Raw genomic sequence first — 18,184 nt, forward strand, 5'->3', positions numbered from 1 at the left:
CGGGCTTCCCCAGGTCTCCCTGGGGAAGCCCGGCCGGGGCTTTACACGTATCGGGCCGCTAAGCCGCACACGCGAACGTCACGCGGCGACCACGTCCACCGCCCCGGCGGGCGCCTTGATGGTCACCCGTTCCGGCGGAACACCGGTCACCGACACAGAACCCAGCACCGGGCGGACCGGTGCGGGCACGGGGTCGGTGGCCCTGGCGGACTGGGCCAGTTCGGCGAGCGCCAGCTCGTCGCTCACCTCTCGCATGAGTTCCGACATCCGTACGTCCAGCGCGTCGCAGATGGCGGAGAGCAGCTCGGAGGATGCCTCCTTCTGCCCCCGCTCCACCTCGGAGAGATAGCCGAGTGAGACTCGGGCGGACGAGGAGACTTCGCGCAGAGTACGGCCCTGGCGTTGGCGCTGCCGACGCAGCACGTCACCCAGCAGGCGACGGAGCAGAATCATCGGTGGCTCCCTCCTCGGACCGCGTAGCCGCATCCTTCTCGCCCCACCGTACCGCCTAGCGCCGCGGCCGTGCGGGGAGCGATGTCGTGTTCACTCAGGGCTGTAAACATCAAAACCCCCCGTTCCGTTCCGTATCCTGTGCCCGCTCATTCCCGGTCTGTTCGCCCGCAAGCTCCCTCAGGAGCAGGGCGAGTACGCTCCGTACACTCTCCATACGGATTTCCGCACGGTCGCCGTTCAACCGCAGGGCCTCCACTTTTCCGCCACCGGCAGAACCGGAGCCGGCCGTGAGGGGTCCGTCGAGGGCGACGAAGACCGTCCCGACGGGCTTGCCGTCCTGTGGATCGGGCCCGGCGACGCCGGTCGTCGCGAGGCCCCAGTCGGCTCCCAGCGCCTTGCGCACGCCGGCCGCCATCTCGGCCGCGACCTGCGGATCCACGGCTCCACGCTGAGCCAGCAGAGTGGCGTCGACCCCGAGGAGCTGGTGCTTCAGCTCCGTGGCGTAGGCGGTCACCGAACCCCGGAAGACCTTGGACGCCCCGGGGACCGCCGTGATCTCCGCCGCGACCAGACCACCGGTGAGCGACTCCGCGACGGCGAGGCTCTCGCCCCTCACGGTCAGTAGTCGCACCAGTTCGGTGGCGGGGGAACTCACGCTTCCTTCTCCTCCAACGCGGCGGCACGCTCGGCGATTCCCCGCCGGCGCAGCACAATGGCTTGTCTCACGTAGTCGAGGCCGGTGACGACGGTGAGGACGACCGCCACGGCCATCACCCAGAACCTCAGAGTGGCCAGCCAGCCCGTCAGCGGCAGGACGTACATCCCGACCGCCACGCCCTGGGTGAGCGTCTTGAGCTTGCCGCCCCGGCTCGCGGGGATCACGCCGTAGCGAATGACCAGAAAACGCAGCAGTGTGATGCCGAGCTCCCGGCCGAGGATCACGGCCGTCACCCACCACGGCAGATCGCCCAGCGCGGACAGACAGATGAGCGCCGCCCCCATGATCGCCTTGTCGGCGATGGGGTCGGCGATCTTTCCGAAGTCGGTGACCAGGTTGTAGGTGCGCGCCAGATGCCCGTCGAACAGGTCGGTGATCATGGCGATGGCGAAGGCCGCCCAGGCGAGCGAGCGCCAGGCCGGGTCGTAGCCGCCGTTCTCCAGCATCAGGACCACGAAGGCGGGCACGAGCAGCAGCCGCAGCATCGTCAGCAGATTGGCGACGTTCCACACGCTGGCCTGGTTGACGGCCGCCGCCGCCAGCTTGGCGCCGCGCGCGGGCCTCGCACCGTCCTGCAGGCTCTCCTGGGAGCCGGCGGAGCCGGCAGCGGGACCAGATGCAGAAGCGGAGACACCGGACTCAGCGCCGTCGGCAGCGGCGGCGGAACCACGGGCGCCGTGCGCGCCGGAGGAGCCGCCCGCGGCGGATGCCGGGACTCCGGTCATCTGCCAGCCTCCTCACTACACCCGAACGAGCCCGTCAGCGGCTCGGCCACCAGGTCGACACCTTCCGTACCGACCACCTTCGCCTCGACCATACGTCCGACACTCAGGCCCTCGCCGCTCGTGAGCAGCACCTGGCCGTCCGTCTCCGGCGCCTGGTGCGCGGCACGGCCGTACACACCCTCCGTCTCGTCCACGGACTCCACGAGGACGCGCACGGTCTCCCCGAGGCGCTCCTCGGCGCGCTGCGAGACGAGTTCCTCGGCGAGCCGGGAGACCCGGGCCAGGCGCTCGGCGACCACGTCCTCGTCGAGCTTGTTGTCGTACGTCGCCGCTTCCGTGCCCTCCTCGTCGGAGTAGCCGAAGACACCGATGGCGTCCAGACGGGCGCCGTTCAGGAAGCGCTCCAGTTCGGCCAGGTCCGCCTCGCTCTCGCCGGGGAAGCCGACGATGAAGTTGGAGCGCACACCGGCCTCGGGGGCCTTGCCGCGGATGGTGTCCAGCAGCTCCAGGAAGCGGTCGGTGTCGCCGAAGCGGCGCATGGAACGCAGCACGTCGGGCGCCGAGTGCTGGAAGGACAGGTCGAAGTACGGGACGACCTTCGGGGTGGAGGTCAGCACGTCGATCAGGCCCGGGCGCATCTCGGCCGGCTGCAGGTAGCTCACGCGCACGCGCTCGATGCCGTCGACCTCGGCCAGCTCCGGCAGCAGGGACTCGAGGAGCCGGATGTCGCCCAGGTCCTTGCCGTAGGAGGTGTTGTTCTCGGAGACCAGCATGATCTCCTTCACGCCCTGCTCGGCCAGCCACCGGGTCTCGTTCAGCACGTCGCTGGGGCGGCGGGAGATGAAGGAGCCGCGGAAGGACGGGATGGCGCAGAAGGAGCAGCGCCGGTCGCAGCCGGAGGCGAGCTTGACCGAGGCGACCGGGGCACCGTCCAGACGGCGGCGCAGGGGCGCGCGCGGGCCGGAGGCGGGCGCGACTCCCTCAGGGAGGTCGGCCGGGGCGTGGCCGGGCAGCGCGACGGAGGCGGCCGACTCCTGGCGCTCGGCCGGACTGATCGGCAGCAGCTTGCGGCGGTCGCGCGGGGTGTGCGAGGCGTGGATCCCGCCGGACAGGATGGTCTGCAGGCGGTCGGAGATGTCGGCGTAGTCGTCGAAACCGAGCACGCCGTCGGCCTCGGGCAGCGCCTCGGCCAGCTCCTTGCCGTACCGCTCGGCCATGCAGCCCACCGCCACGACGGCCTGGGTTCTGCCATGGTCCTTGAGGTCGTTGGCCTCCAGCAGGGCGTCGACGGAGTCCTTCTTGGCGGCTTCGACGAAGCCACAGGTGTTCACCACGGCGACGTCGGCGTCCGCGGCGTCCTCGACGAGCTGCCAGCCGTCCGCCTCCAAACGGCCTGCGAGCTCCTCCGAGTCCACCTCGTTACGGGCGCAGCCGAGAGTGACGAGTGCGACGGTACGGCGTTCAGGCATGGGCTCAAGACTACTTTGTCTGTCCGACACCCCATGTCGAAGGGGTTGGCCGATCTTGGCCAACCCCTTCGCATCCGCTCGCCCAGGGGCGGCTCATCCGGCCTCGGGGTCGCCCTTGGTGTACGTGAGGCGCTCCACAGCGCCCTTCTGGAAGTTGTCCTCGATCTTCTTGCCGTTGACGTACAGCTGGATTGCGCCGGCGTCACCGAGGATCAGGTTGATCTTGGAGCTGTCCTGGAAGGTCTTGGACTCGCCCTTCTTCAGCAGCCCGTCGAAGAGCATCCGGCCGTTGTGGTCCTTGGCCGAGATCCAGCTGCGTCCGTTCGCCGCGCTGACCTGGACGGTCACCTTGTCCTGCGGCGCGGCCGCGATCGCGCTGTCGGAGGCCTCGGACGTGGGTGCGGCGGGCTTGTCCTTGGTGGGGGTGGGCGAGGCGGACTTGGTGGGGGTCGCGGTGGCTCCCTCGGCAACCTGCGACTTGGCGTCGTTCCCGCTGTCGCCGCCCTTGAACGCGGTGAACCCGACGAAGCCGATGACGGCGACGATCGCGGCGACCATGGCCGCGGTCCAGTTCGGCCCGCGGCGCTCGGGACGGATACGTTCAGCCTCGAACAGCGGCGCGGCCGGGGTCGGCGCGGGCCGTCCGCCGTGCTCGGCGTCGTACTGCGCGATCAGCGGCGCGGGGTCGAGGCGTACCGCCCTGGCCAGCGTGCGGATGTGCCCGCGGGCGTAGACGGTACCGCCGCAGGGGGCGAAGTCGTCCGCCTCGATGGCGTGCACGATGGCGATACGGACACTGGTGGCGCTGCTGACGTCGTCGACGGTGAGCCCGGCCGCGATACGTGCCTGCTGCAGGGCCCGGCCCACGGAGGGATGGACTTCCTGGGACTCGTCTTGGAACGGACGCTCGTCTTCAGGGGAGTTGCCGATGGACACGGGGGCGCCTTTCGAGCGTGTGAGCCACCTGTGCTGGAGGTTCAGTCTAGGGGGGTGCCAAAGGGTGGGGCGACCGGGAGGTAGGGCTTTGTACGCCATCGGAATGACCGGACAATCCGATGGTGGGACAGACACGTACCCCAGATTGGGGTGCGTAGCTGTCCTTTCGCTCAACTTGACGTACGGCAAAGGGAAACGGTTGCCCGCAGCTCTCTAACGGGTGGATCACGGTCGTGCCGCCACCCGGCGTAAGCACGACACGCCGGGTGGCCCACCGCCCACCCTTCCGACTCCGCGCGGACCAGCGACCACTGCGACCTACCCTTCGGACTCCCCACGGATCACCGCGAGCACGCCGTCCAGCTCGTCGGGCTTCACGAGAACGTCACGCGCCTTCGAGCCCTCGCTGGGCCCGACGATGTTCCGGGACTCCATGAGGTCCATGAGCCGCCCGGCCTTGGCGAAGCCGACGCGCAGCTTGCGCTGGAGCATGGACGTCGACCCGAACTGGGTCGAGACCACCAGCTCGGCGGCCTGGCACAGCAGGTCGAGGTCGTCGCCGATGTCCTCGTCGATCTCCTTCTTCTGCTTGGAGCCCACGGTGACGTCGTCCCGGAAGACCGGCGCCATCTGGTCCTTGCAGTGCTGGACGATCCCCGCGACCTCCTCCTCGGTCACGAACGCACCCTGCAGACGGGTCGGCTTGTTGGCCCCCATCGGCAGGAACAGCCCGTCGCCCTTGCCGATCAGCTTCTCGGCGCCGGGCTGGTCGAGGATGACCCGGGAGTCGGCGAGCGAGGAGGTGGCGAAGGCCAGCCGGGAGGGCACGTTGGCCTTGATCAGACCGGTCACCACGTCGACCGACGGGCGCTGGGTGGCCAGCACCAGGTGGATACCGGCCGCGCGCGCGAGCTGTGTGATGCGCACGATCGCGTCCTCGACGTCACGCGGGGCGACCATCATCAGGTCGGCCAGCTCGTCCACGATCACCAGCAGGTACGGATACGGGTGCAGCTCGCGCTCGCTGCCCTCCGGCAGCTTCACCTTCCCCTCGCGGATGGCCGCGTTGAAGTCGTCGATGTGCCGGAAGCCGAAGGCCGCCAGGTCGTCGTAGCGCAGGTCCATCTCGCGCACGACCCACTGGAGCGCCTCGGCGGCCCGCTTGGGGTTGGTGATGATCGGCGTGATGAGGTGCGGGATGCCCTCGTAGGCGGTCAGCTCGACGCGCTTGGGGTCGACCAGGACCATCCGGACGTCCTCGGGGGTCGCGCGGACCATGATCGACGTGATCAGGCAGTTGATGCACGACGACTTGCCGGAACCGGTGGCTCCGGCGACGAGGACGTGCGGCATCTTCGCGAGGTTGGCCGTGACGTAACCGCCCTCGACGTCCTTGCCGAGGGCCACCAGCATGGGGTGGTCGTCCTCGGACGCGTCCGCGAGGCGCAGCACGTCGCCGAGGTTGACCATCTCCCGGTCGGTGTTGGGGATCTCGATGCCTACGGCGGACTTGCCGGGGATGGGACTGATGATCCGCACGTCGGGGCTGGCGACGGCGTACGCGATGTTCTTGGTCAGCGCGGTGATCCGCTCGACCTTCACGGCGGGGCCGAGCTGGACCTCGTAGCGGGTGACGGTCGGTCCGCGGGTGAAGCCCGTGACGTCGGCGTCCACCTTGAACTCGCTGAAGACGTTGCGCAGCGATTCGACGATCGCGTCGTTGGCCTCGCTGCGCGCCTTGCCGGGGCCGCCGCGGGTGAGCAGGTCCAGCGACGGCAGCGCGTAGGTGATGTCCCCGGACAGCTGGAGCTGCTCCGCGCGCGCGGGCAGGTCGCGGGGCGCCTCCGGGGCGGCCTTCGTCAGGTCGGGGACGCTCTCGGTCTTGAGCTTCTCCTGCCTGGGACGGCCGGCCGGCGCCGGAACCGGCGCCGCCGCGGGTACGGGCGCGGGCGCAGGTGTGGGTACGGGCGTGGTCTCCTCGCGGTCGCCCACGCTCACGCCCTGGGTGAGGTCGGCGACCAGCGGGGACGGCGGCATGCCGTGCAGGACGGCACCGTCGAGCGCGGCGGCCGCGGCCGCCGCGACGTCCACGGCGTCCATCTGCCGCTGCAGATCGGGCTGCGGCACCGCGGAGCGCCTGGGGCGGCTGCGGCGCTGCGAGAGTGCCTCCTCCTCGGCGTCTTCGGGGTCGTACGCCTGGGGACCGCTCCGGCGCTTGCGGGGGCGCGCGGGCAGCGCCTCGCGCCACTGCTCGTCGTAGCGCTCGTCGTCCTCGGTGTGCTCCTCCGCCTCGGGCTCGTGGACCACGCCCAGGCGCACGCCGAGAGCGCGCAGCCGCTGCGGGATGGCGTTGACGGGCGTGGCGGTCACCACGAGCAGGCCGAAGATCGTCAGCAGCACCAGCATCGGAACGGCGAGCGCCTCGGTCATGGCGCGCGTCAGCGGGGTCGCCGCCGCCCAGCCGATGAGGCCGCCGGCATCCCTTATGCCCTGCATGCCGTTGCTGCGGGCCGGCGAGCCGCAGGCGAGGTGGACCTGCCCGAGGATGCCGATGACGAGCGCGGAAAGCCCGATCACGATCCGGCCGTTGGCATCCGGCTTCTCCGGGTGACGGATGAATCGTACGGCGATCACCGCGAGCAGGATCGGCACCAGCAGGTCGAGCCGGCCGAAGGCGCCGGTGACCAGGATCTCCACCAGGTCACCGACGGGGCCGCGCAGATCGGCCCAGGTACCTGCGGCGACGATCAGCGCGATGGCGAACAGCAGCAGCGCGACGCCGTCCTTGCGGTGGGCCGGGTCGAGGTTCTTCGCGCCCCGCCCTATGCCCCGGAAGACGGCGCCGACGGCGTGCGCGAGCCCCAGCCAGAGCGCGCGCACCAGCCGGTACACACCCCCGGTGGGGCTGGGTGCCGGCTTGGGCGGAGGCGCGGCCTTCTTCGCCGCGGCCTTCTTCGCCGGCGCCTTCTTGGCGGGCGCCTTCTTCTTCGCGGCCGCCTTCCCCGCCGCAGCCTTCGCGGGAGCGGCCGCCTTCTTCGCGGGCTGCTTCTTGGCGGCGGAGGGACGTGAGGCCATGGAGTGAGGTTACCGGGGGAGACGACAGCGGACACGTGTGCCCACTGCTTCACCCGTTCGTGTCGCCCGCAGCAGGGTAGAGAACTGACGCGCACTCATGGGCAACTGCGCTCCCCGCGGACGTCAGTTCTGCGTCGGCACCGTGGCGCTGCCGTTGCCCGCGCCCGGCTCCAGGGCATCGAGAGCGCGGCGCAACCCGGTGAGCTTGCGCTCGAGATGGGCGGCCGTGGCCACCGCTGCCGCGTCCGCGGACTCGTCGTCCAGCTGCTTGGACAGCGCCTCCGCCTGCTCCTCGACGGCCGCGAGCCGCGCGGACAGCTCGGCGAGGAGCCCCGCGGACTCCTTGCCGCCGACCGCGCCCTTGCCGCCGCCCTCCAACTGGAGCCGCAGCAGCGCCGCCTGTTCGCGCAGCTGACAGTTCTTCATGTACAGCTCGACGAACACGGAGACCTTGGCGCGCAGCACCCACGGGTCGAACGGTTTGGAGATGTAGTCGACCGCGCCCGCCGCGTACCCCCGGAAGGTGTGGTGGGGGCCGTGGTTGATCGCGGTGAGGAAGATGATCGGGATGTCCCGGGTCCGCTCGCGCCGCTTGATGTGCGCGGCGGTCTCGAAACCGTCCATGCCCGGCATCTGGACATCCAGCAGAATGACCGCGAAATCGTCCGTGAGCAGTGCTTTGAGCGCTTCCTCCCCGGACGATGCCCGCACCAGCGTCTGATCGAGCGCAGAGAGGATGGCCTCCAGCGCCAGCAGATTCTCCGGCCGGTCATCGACCAGGAGGATCTTGGCCTTCTGCACCATGGCCCGCCCTCCTCGCCCCGGCGGTACACCGGGCGCCGCCCCAGGGGACGACTCCCTTTCGCCGCCCGTCCTTGTGCCGGTCATCGTAGCCGCACCCCGCCCGTCGCCACACCCTGTCACCGCGATGTCACTGTGCACATAAGAGAAACGCCGCAGGAGACCTGAAGGTTCCCGGAATCCGGGATTCCCACACGTCCGCGGACCTCCCGGTACGACAACTCCGCGTGCACACCGGAGGTTCCCGCAGCGTTCACCCGTTCCGAGGCCGTTGCGTCACTCCTCGCGCATCCACTGGCGCATGACCGCCAGCAGGTGATCGGGGTCGACCGGCTTCGTCACATAGTCGGAGGCACCCGACTCGATCGCCTTCTCCCGGTCCCCCTTCATCGCCTTCGCGGTCAGGGCGACGATCGGCAGCCCGGCGAACTGCGGCATCCGGCGGATCGCCGAGGTCGTCGCATACCCGTCCATCTCAGGCATCATGATGTCCATCAACACGACGGCCACGTCGTCGTGCTGCTCCAGCACCTCGATGCCCTCGCGTCCGTTCTCGGCGTACAGCACCGACAGCCCGTGCTGCTCCAGGACGCTGGTGAGCGCGAACACGTTGCGGATGTCGTCGTCGACGATCAGCACCTTCTCGCCGCCGAACCGTACCGGGCGGGCCTGCTGCGGACTCCTGTCCTGCTCGGCGACCGTCGTCCACGGCTCGGGACGGTACTCGGCCGACGGCAGGCTGCGGCGCCGGCGCCGGAAGAGCGCTGCCGGTCCGTTCTGGGTCTCCCGGTACGACTTCACCTCGGCCGGTGTCTCGATCTCCACGGCGGACAGCTCCGAGGACAGCTGGGCCTCGGAAGCGACCAGCTCGACCGCCTGCAGCGCGGGCACGGACTGCTGGTAGCCCTGCGGCGGAAGTTCGCTGGGGTGCAGCGGCAGGTACAGCGTGAACGTCGAGCCGCGCCCCGGTTCGCTCTGCGCGTGGATCTCACCGCCGAGCAGCTGCGCGATCTCCCGCGAGATCGACAGCCCGAGGCCGGTGCCGCCGTACTTGCGGCTGGTCGTGCCGTCCGCCTGCTTGAACGCCTCGAAAATCACCCGCATCTTGCTGGCCGCGATGCCGATGCCGGTGTCGGTCACCGAGAACGCGATCAGGGCGGCATGCGGGTCGGTCAGCGCACCGGCCTCCAGCAGCTGTTCCCGGATGGTCTGCGGAACGTCCGCACCCGCGGGCCGGATCACCAGCTCCACGGACCCGGAGTCGGTGAACTTCACCGCGTTGGACAGCAGGTTCCGCAGCACCTGGAGGAGCCGCTGCTCGTCGGTGTGCAGCGTCGCCGGCAGCTCCGGAGAGACCCGCACGGACAGGTCCAGGCCCTTCTCCGCGGTCAGCGGCCGGAACGTCGCCTCCACGTAGTCCACGAGCTGGACGAGCGCGATACGCGTCGGGGAGACGTCCATCTTGCCCGCCTCGACCTTCGACAGGTCGAGGATGTCGTTGATCAGCTGGAGCAGGTCGGAGCCGGCACCGTGGATCGTCTCGGCGAACTCGACCTGCTTCGGCGAGAGATTGCCCTCGGCGTTGTCGGCGAGCAGCTTGGCCAGGATCAGCAGCGAGTTGAGCGGCGTACGCAGCTCGTGCGACATGTTGGCGAGAAACTCGCTCTTGTAGCGCATGGACACCGCGAGCTGCTCGGCGCGCTCCTCCAGGACCTGCCGCGCCTCCTCGATCTCGGTGTTCTTCACCTCGATGTCGCGGTTCTGCCTCGCCAGCAGCTCGGCCTTCTCCTCCAGTTCGGCGTTGGAGGCCTGCAGCGCCTTCTGCCGGTTCTCCAACTCGGCCGAACGCTCCCGCAGCTGCTCGGTCAGCTCCTGCGACTGCTTCAGCAGCTGCTCGGTCTTGGTGTTCACCGAGATGGTGTTGACGCTGGTCGCGATCATCTCGGCGATCTGGTTGAGGAAGTCCTTCTGGATCTGCGCGAACGGCGTGAAGGAGGCCAGCTCGATCACGCCGAGCACCTTGCCCTCGAAGAGCACCGGCAGCACGATCACCTGCGCGGGCGGAGCCTCGCCGAGCCCGGAGGAGATCTTCAGATAGCCACTGGGCGCGTTCTCCACCAGGATCGTGCGCTTCTCCTCGGCGGCCGTGCCGATCAGCCCCTCACCCGGCCGGAACGACGTCGGCATCGACCCCATCGAGTAGCCGTACGAGCCGGCCATGCGCAACTCGTACTGGTCCTCGGCGTCGCCGCTGAGCTCCTGGCCCTCCATGAGGGGCATCGCCACGAAGAACGCGCCGTGCTGCGCGGAGACCACCGGCGTCAGTTCGCTCATGATCAGCGAGGCGACGTCCTCCAGGTCCCGGCGTCCCTGCATCAGCGCGGAGATGCGGGCGAGGTTGCCCTTGAGCCAGTCCTGCTCCTCGTTGGCGATCGTGGTGTCGCGCAGGTTGGCGATCATCTTGTTGATGTAGTCCTGCAGTTCCTGGATCTCGCCGGACGCGTCGACGTCGATCTTCAGGTTCAGGTCGCCGCGGGTCACCGCGGTCGCCACGCGCGCGATGGCACGCACCTGCCGGGTCAGGTTCCCGGCCATCTCGTTCACCGACTCGGTCAGGTCCCGCCAGGTGCCGTCGACGTCACGCACGCGTGCCTGACCGCCGAGCTGCCCCTCGGTACCCACCTCTCGGGCCACCCGGGTGACCTCCTCGGCGAAGCTGGACAGCTGGTCGACCATCGTGTTGATCGTCGTCTTCAGCTCGAGGATCTCGCCGCGCGCGTCAATGTCGATCTTCTTCGTCAGGTCACCCTTGGCGATGGCCGTGGTGACCATGGCGATGTTGCGCACCTGCCCGGTCAGGTTCGACGCCATCTGGTTCACCGATTCGGTGAGGTCCTTCCAGGTGCCGGCCACACCGGGTACGTGCGCCTGGCCGCCCAGAATGCCGTCCGTACCCACCTCACGGGCCACCTTGGTGACCTGGTCGGCGAACGAACTCAGCGTCTTCACCATGGTGTTGATGGTGTCGGCGAGCTGCGCGACCTCGCCGCTCGCCTCGATGGTCACCTGCCGGGTCAGGTCACCGTTGGCGACCGCCGCGGCCACCTGGGAGATGTTGCGCACCTGCATGGTCAGGTTGTTGGCCATCAGGTTGACGTTGTTGCTCAGGTCCTTCCAGATGCCCGTGACGCCCGGCACGTGTGCCTGGCCGCCCAGAATGCCCTCGGTGCCCACCTCACGGGCCACCCGGGTCACCTGCTCGGCAAAGCTGGACAGCTGGTCGACCATGGTGTTGACCGTCGTGACGAGCTCGAGGATCTCGCCCTTCGCGTCAACGGTGATCTTCTTGGACAGGTCGCCCTTGGCGACCGCGGTCGTGACCTCGGCGATGTTGCGCACCTGGATGGTCAGGTTGTTCGCCATGAAGTTCACGGACTGCGTGAGGTCCTTCCAGGTGCCGGAGACACCCTGGACCTCGGCCTGGCCGCCCAGCATGCCCTCCGTGCCCACCTCACGCGCCACGCGCGTGACCTCCTGGGCGAAGGACGACAGCTGGTCGACCATCGTGTTCAGAGTGTTCTTCAGCTCCAGGATCTCCCCGCGCGCGTCCACGGTGATCTTCTGGGAGAGGTCACCGCGGGCCACGGCCGTGGCCACCTGGGCGATGTTGCGCACCTGGGCCGTGAGGTTTCCCGCCATGCCGTTCACCGAGTCGGTGAGGTCCCGCCACACACCGGCGACGCCCGGAACCTGCGCCTGACCGCCCAGGCGCCCCTCGGTACCCACGTCCCGGGCGACCCGGGTCACCTGGTCGGCGAAGGCGGAGAGCTGGTCCACCATCGTGTTGATGGTGTTCTTCAGCTCCAGGATCTCCCCGCGCGCGTCGACGTCGATCTTCTGCGAGAGGTCACCGCGCGCCACGGCCGTCGTCACCTGGGCGATCTGCCGCACCTGGGACGTGAGGTTGCCGGCCATGAAGTTGACGGAGTCCGTCAGCTCCTTCCACGTACCCGACACACCGTCCACACGGGCCTGACCGCCCAGCCGGCCCTCCGTGCCCACGTCCCGGGCCATCCGCGTGACCTGGTCGGCGAAGCTCGACAGCTGGTCCACCATCGTGTTCACGGTGTTCTTCAGCTGGAGCATCTCGCCGGAGACGTCGACGGTGACCTTCTGGGAGAGGTCGCCGTTGGCCACCGCCGTGGTCACCTGGGCGATGTTGCGCACCTGACCGGTCAGGTTGCGGAAGGCGGTGTTGACGGAGTCCGTCAGGTCCTTCCAGGTACCCGCCGCGCCCGGCACCTGCGCCTGGCCGCCCAGCTCACCCTCGACACCGATCTCCCGCGCGACCCGGGTCACCTCGGCACCGAACGCCGACAGCTGGTCCACCATGCCGTTGACGGTGTTCTTCAGCTCCAGCATCTCGCCGGCCACGTCCACGGTGACCTTCTGCGACAGATCACCGCTGGCCACGGCGGTCGTCACCGCGGCGATGTCCCGCACCTGCGTCGTCAGGTTCCGGAACACCGTGTTGACGGAGTCCGTCAGGTCCTTCCAGGTACCCGCCGCGCCCGGCACGTTCGCCTGACCGCCGAGCCGCCCCTCGGCGCCGACCTCGTTGGCCACGCGCGTGACCTCGTCCGCGAAGATCCGCAGCGTCTCGGTCATCTGGTTGATCGTCTCGGCGAGCTGTGCGACCTCGCCACGCGCCGGCACGGTGACCTTCTGCGACAGGTCACCGTTGGCGACGGCCGTCGTCACCTGGGAGATCCCGCGCACCTGTGCGGTCAGGTTGCCCGCCATGGTGTTGACGGAGTCGGTCAGCTCCTTCCACACACCGGCCACACCGGGCACCTGCGCCTGCCCGCCCAGGATGCCCTCGGTGCCCACCTCACGGGCGACCCGGGTCACCTCCGAGGAGAAGGAAGACAGCTGCTCCACCATCGTGTTGACGGTGTTCTTCAGCTCCAGCATCTCGCCGGCGACGTGCACGGTGACCTTGCGGGACAGATCACCCCGGGCGACCGCCGTCGTCACCAGGGCGATGTCGCGCACCTGTGCGGTCAGCCGGTTCGCCATCGTGTTGACGGACTCCGTGAGGTCCTTCCACGAACCCGACATGCCCCGCACCCGGGCCTGGCCACCCAGCTTGCCCTCGGTGCCGACCTCGCTGGCCACGCGCGTGACCTCGTCGGTGAACGTCGACAGCTGGTCGACCAGGTTGTTGACGGTACGGCCGACCTTCAGGAACTCGCCCCGCAGCGGGTGCCCCGTGCCGTCCGGCGCCTGTGTGCGCAGATCCATGCGCGGCGAGAGATCGCCCTCCGCGACCGCCGTCAGCACCCGGCTGACCTCGGACACGGGCCAGACGAGATCGTCGACCAGGGCGTTGGAGTTGTCGATGGCGGTCGCCCAGGAGCCCTCGCAGGCGCCCGTCTCCAGCCGTTCCGTGAGTTTTCCCTCACGCCCCACCATGCGCCGTACCCGCGACAGCTCACCGGTCAGGTGCATGTTCCGGTCGGCCACCTCGTTGAAGACGGCCGCGATCTCGGACATCACGCCGTCGCCGGACACCGTGAGCCGCTTGCGGAAGTTGCCGTCCCGCATCGCCACGAGGGCCGCCAGCAGCCGGTCAAGGGCAGCCGTGTCGACGGCGGTGGTCCCTCCACGCCTGCCCAGGGACGGTCCGCCTTTCGCGCGCGTCTTCGTCCCCCGCGTCGCTGCGCCAGACTCCACTGTGTCCCTCCCGAAGGGGTAGACCGTTACTGCCGTGCTCGGCCGCATCGCCCCGGTGTTCCGGTTCCCCGGCCCACCGGCCACTTCCGCGTACCCATTACTGCTCGGTATTTCTGCCAGACGAGATCCGGCCACACCAGAGGCTGCTGCCCGCCGTACACGGAACACACGCAGTCTGGTCGGACCTTCATCAGAAGCTTGCCCAGTGTTTCACCCCGGCCGAACCAGGCCATAACAGTTCGGCAGCTTCGCACATCGTCCGCACACCCTGGGGGCGTAATCACCGGCGACCGGCATCCGCTCGGACGGCGAAGGTAAGTAACCTTGCATCCGGCTGTCCAGCCGCACCGGCTCCGACCGGCCTGGGCGGTGGCACGAGAACGAGCGGGCATCGGAGGGGCGGCCGCAGACCATGACCACCGGACTGATCCCGGGGGGACATTCCCCGGAGCCACGGCCGACGGGCGAGCGGATGCCGCATCAGCGGCGCGAGCCGGTCGGCCATGCAGCCCTGCACGTCGACAACCGGCCGAGGAGTTCTGTGATCACCGCGCGCGCGGCCGCCAGTTTCGAGCCCGTCGGGCGGTCGGTGGCGACCGCCCGCTCCTTCGTCCGCGACACCCTCCAGGGCTGGGGCTTCGCCGACATCGTCGACGATGCGGTGGTCCTCACCAGCGAACTGGTCACCAACGCGGTGGTGCACGCGGGCACGCACGCGGAGCTCCTGTGCCTGCGCACCGAGGACGGCGTGCGCGTCGAGGTCGCGGACCGCTACCCGGAGCGCGAGGTCCCCCTCCAGAGCTCCCCCGCATCGATGGGCAGCCCCGACCGCGAGGGCGGCCGCGGCCTCCAGCTGTGCGCGGCCCTGGCCGCCCGCTGGGGCGTGGACTACACGCCCACGCACAAGAACGTCTGGTTCCACCTCGATCTGCCCGAACGTCCGGTCGGCACCCGCGCCGCCGGCCCCGCCCTCCCCGCAGACCTGCTCCCGCTGGCCGACGGCCGGGTCCGCGTCGCAGTCCTCCAGATCGACCGAAAAGGGTCCATCAGCGCCTGGAACGAGGACGCGGAGGAACTCTTCGGCTACGCCTCGAACGACGTCATCGGCAAGCCCCTCACCGACCTCGCCGCCTGGCCGCACACCCCGGGCACCGGGACGGGCATCGCCGAGGCCCTCCAGCTCTCGCGCTGGGAGGGCAGCTACGGCGTCCGCGGTGCCGACGGCCGGGTGGCCCCGGTGTACGCCTCCCACCTCAGAGTCCGCGACACCGGCGGCGAACCCTCCACCGTCTGCCTCCTGGTCCGGGACCACGAACGCGCCGTCCTGCAGACACCCACGCGCGTCCCGTCCACCGACCCGTCACCGGCCTCCGACGGCCAGAACACCGACCCCTTCGAGGTGTTCATCGGCTCCCCGGCCCCGGACGATCTCGACGGCCTGCTGCAGCGCACGGTGGAGCGGGCCCGCGACATGCTCGACGGCGACTCCGCCTTCCTGCTCCTTGCGACCGACGACGAGACGGAGCTGGAGGTCCGCGCCTCCACCGGACTGCCCTCCGCCCGCCAGCGCTTCGCCCGCGTCCCCGTCGAGGCGGGCCCCGGGCGCTACGGCTCGGCCCGCATGCCCGCCGTCCACGACGACCTCACCGCCGTGCCCGGTGCCGTACCGCTGCTGTCCGGCACGGGCATGCGCTCGGTGGTCACCGTCCCGCTCAAGGTCGAGGGCCGCCTCACGGGCTCCCTGGGCGTCGCGGCCGAGGCACCGGGCCGGTACTCCAACGAGGAGGCGCTGCGCCTGCAGTTCGCCGCCGACCGCATTGCCCTGGCCGTCGAATCGGCCCGCCTGGGCGAGCTGGAGCGGCTGCGCCGCGGCTCCCTGAGCTTCCTCGTCGAGGCCTCCGACCTGCTGGCCGGCACCCTCGACCGCGACCAGACCCTGGCCCTGATGGCCCAGATGACCGTTCCGACCCTGGCGACCTGGTGCGCGGTCTACACGATCGCCGACCAGGCTTCCGAGCCGTACCTGTCGTACGTGCTGCACGAGGACGAGGAACTCATCGACGGCATCAAGTCGTTGTTGTCCAAGATGCCCCCGCCCGACCCGGTTCCGACACCCGGCGCCCGGGTCTGGACCGCCCCCGGGGAGGTCGCCCACCAGGCGGCCCTGCGCACCTCGATGCGCAGCCTCGGTCTGACCGGCGGGCCCGTCCACCAGGTCACCGCGGGCATCGGCCCCACCCTCGCCACGGCCTCCGCGGTCGGCGGCGAGACGGTGGTCCTGCCGCTCGTGGCGCGCAACCGTGTCATCGGCATGCTGACCCTCGGCAAGCCCACCGACGAGCACTTCCGGCAGGAGATCCTCGAACTCGCCGAGGACCTCAGCCGCCGGGCCGCCCTCGCCCTGGACAACGCCCGGCTGTACTCGGAGCGCACGGCCATCAGCCAGGCCCTCCAGCGCAGCCTGCTGCCGCCCGGCACGCCCCACATCGACGGCGTCGAGGTCGAGGTCATCTACCGAGCGGCCGGCGAGGGCAACGAGGTCGGCGGCGACTTCTACGACGTCTTCCCCATCGGGGAGGGCGCCTACGGCTTCGCCATCGGAGACGTCTGCGGTACGGGCCCCAACGCGGCGGCGGTCACCGGCCTGGCCCGGCACGCCCTGCGCCTGCTGGCCCGCGAGGGACTCTCCGGCCCGGCGGTCCTGGAGCGCCTCAACTCCGCGATCCTCGACGAGGGCGACCGCAGCCGCTTCCTGACGCTGCTGTACGGGGAGCTGCGCCCGCAGGCGGACGGCAGTGCCGAGCTGAAGGTCGTCTGCGCCGGCCACCCGCTCCCCCTGCGCCTGCGCCAGGACGGCACGGTGGTCGCATCGGCCGAACCCCAGCCGTTGCTCGGTGTCATCGAAGACCTCGAGCTGTACGAGGAGACGGTCACCCTCGACCCCGGTGACGTCCTCCTGTGCGTCACGGACGGCGTCACCGAGCGCCGCGAGGGCACGCGCATGCTGGGCGACGACGGCCTCGCCGACGTCCTCACCACCTGCACGGGCCTCACGGCGGGCGCGGTGGCGGCACGCATCATGCGCGCGGTGGAACGCTTCGCGTCCGACGCCCCGTCCGACGACATGGCGATTCTGGCGATGCGGGTCCCGGGGCTTCAGAAGGACTGAGGCCCCCGGGCCCGCCCGGGGCACACGGACATGCAATAAGGCCCCGCCCGTACGGGCGAGGCCTTTCCTCCGGAGCCCCCAAACGGAATCGAACCGTTGACCTTCTCCTTACCATGGAGACGCTCTACCGACTGAGCTATAGGGGCCTGTCGCTTTCGAGGTTTCCCTCGCGGCGACAAGAAAAGAGTACCCTGAACAGGCCCGAGTTCCCAAATTCGTTCGGCGGCCGATCAGAAGGCGGGCTGCAGCAGGCCGCCGAGGGCGTTGCAGGCTGAGACTATCCGCTGCATCTCACGCTTCGTCAGCGAGGCGTCCACGGGCAGCGCAAGAGTCTCGTCCGCGGCCCGCTCGCTCTCCGGCAACGCCACACAGCGCCGGAATTCGGGCAGCCGGTGCACAGGCGTCTTCACCGGTACCCGGCATTCGACTCCCTTGGCCCGCAGAGCCCGGGCGAACGCATCGCGGTCCGGCCTGCCATTGCCCGGCACCCGCACCACGTACTGCTGGTAGGTGTGTCCGTCACCGCCGTCGGGCGTCTGTACGCCCTTGAGCTTGGCGTCGAGGTACGCGGCCCGCTCCCTGCGCTGCGCCATCTCGTCGTACGGGGCCTCGGACTCACCCTGTTCCAGCACAAGCACCCCGTGCCGCTGTCCGACTTCGAGCAACCGCGCGATGTCGGCACGCCGTCCGAAGCGGTGGACGACAACGACCGCCGCCGTACGGGACGTTATGGCCGCTTCCACGGCGGACGGGTCCAGGCAGTAGGTGACCGGATCTATGTCGGCGAACACCGGGAGCGCACCCGCCACGGCTACGGCCTCGGCCACCTCGACGTTCCCGAAGGCTGGTACGACGACCTCGTCACCGACTCCGACGCCGGCGGCCCTGAGCATTGCAGCAGTACCCATGTGCTGGATGCTGCGGGCGCAACGTGAACGACACGTTAAGCAAAACGTAAAAAGGTCGGACCCTGAACCGAAGTTCAGGATCCGACCTTTTCAAAATTTGTTCGGCGGCGTCCTACTCTCCCACAGGGTCCCCCCTGCAGTACCATCGGCGCTGTGAGGCTTAGCTTCCGGGTTCGGAATGTAACCGGGCGTTT

The 18,184-nt window shown here is 69.7% G+C and carries 10 protein-coding genes, 1 tRNA gene and 1 rRNA gene; 1 reads left to right on the forward strand and 11 read right to left on the reverse strand.

What is annotated here, in order from left to right; all coding sequences use genetic code 11:
* Positions 1-78 precede the first annotated feature (78 nt).
* The 8 genes from AB0H32_RS38315 to AB0H32_RS38350 form a co-directional block, all read right to left on the reverse strand.
* Positions 79-453, reverse strand: a complete 375-nt coding sequence (locus AB0H32_RS38315) for a helix-turn-helix transcriptional regulator (protein WP_361130978.1) — start codon at positions 451-453, stop codon at positions 79-81.
* A gap of 109 nt (positions 454-562) precedes the next feature.
* Complete coding sequence (locus tag AB0H32_RS38320) at positions 563-1,108, reverse strand: CinA family protein (protein WP_361130981.1); 546 nt, start codon at positions 1,106-1,108, stop codon at positions 563-565.
* Complete coding sequence (pgsA, locus tag AB0H32_RS38325) at positions 1,105-1,896, reverse strand: CDP-diacylglycerol--glycerol-3-phosphate 3-phosphatidyltransferase (RefSeq protein WP_361130984.1); 792 nt, start codon at positions 1,894-1,896, stop codon at positions 1,105-1,107. Before pgsA ends, AB0H32_RS38320 begins: the two co-directional genes overlap by 4 nt.
* Positions 1,893-3,365, reverse strand: a complete 1,473-nt coding sequence (gene rimO / locus AB0H32_RS38330) for a 30S ribosomal protein S12 methylthiotransferase RimO (protein ID WP_361130987.1) — start codon at positions 3,363-3,365, stop codon at positions 1,893-1,895. Before rimO ends, pgsA begins: the two co-directional genes overlap by 4 nt.
* 93 nt (positions 3,366-3,458) lie before the next feature.
* Positions 3,459-4,301: a RodZ domain-containing protein gene (locus AB0H32_RS38335; protein ID WP_361130990.1), complete on the reverse strand. Its 843-nt coding sequence runs from the start codon at positions 4,299-4,301 to the stop codon at positions 3,459-3,461.
* Positions 4,302-4,619: 318 nt separating this feature from the next.
* A complete protein-coding gene (locus AB0H32_RS38340; protein ID WP_361130993.1) occupies positions 4,620-7,376 on the reverse strand; it encodes a DNA translocase FtsK in 2,757 nt (918 codons plus the stop codon).
* Positions 7,377-7,499: 123 nt separating this feature from the next.
* On the reverse strand, positions 7,500-8,180 hold the full coding sequence (locus AB0H32_RS38345) for a response regulator (protein ID WP_361130996.1): 681 nt from the start codon (positions 8,178-8,180) through the stop codon (positions 7,500-7,502).
* A gap of 273 nt (positions 8,181-8,453) precedes the next feature.
* Positions 8,454-13,913 (reverse strand): HAMP domain-containing protein, encoded by a 5,460-nt coding sequence (locus AB0H32_RS38350; RefSeq protein WP_361130999.1) that lies wholly within the window; start codon positions 13,911-13,913, stop codon positions 8,454-8,456.
* A 412-nt stretch (positions 13,914-14,325) separates the two neighbouring features.
* On the opposite strand from AB0H32_RS38350, the gene AB0H32_RS38355 reads away from it, so the two are divergent.
* Complete coding sequence (locus AB0H32_RS38355) at positions 14,326-17,082, forward strand: SpoIIE family protein phosphatase (protein WP_361131002.1); 2,757 nt, start codon at positions 14,326-14,328, stop codon at positions 17,080-17,082.
* A 73-nt stretch (positions 17,083-17,155) separates the two neighbouring features.
* Here AB0H32_RS38355 and AB0H32_RS38360 read toward each other — a convergent pair.
* From AB0H32_RS38360 to rrf, 3 genes are all read right to left on the reverse strand, one after another.
* Positions 17,156-17,228, reverse strand: a tRNA-Thr gene (locus AB0H32_RS38360).
* A gap of 84 nt (positions 17,229-17,312) precedes the next feature.
* Positions 17,313-17,975 (reverse strand): DegT/DnrJ/EryC1/StrS family aminotransferase, encoded by a 663-nt coding sequence (locus AB0H32_RS38365; protein ID WP_361131005.1) that lies wholly within the window; start codon positions 17,973-17,975, stop codon positions 17,313-17,315.
* Positions 17,976-18,089: 114 nt separating this feature from the next.
* Positions 18,090-18,184: ribosomal RNA gene (rrf, locus tag AB0H32_RS38370) — 5S ribosomal RNA — on the reverse strand; the annotation flags it as partial.

It is taken from the genome of Streptomyces sp. NPDC020362, assembly GCF_040642095.1.
GTDB lineage: Bacteria > Actinomycetota > Actinomycetes > Streptomycetales > Streptomycetaceae > Streptomyces.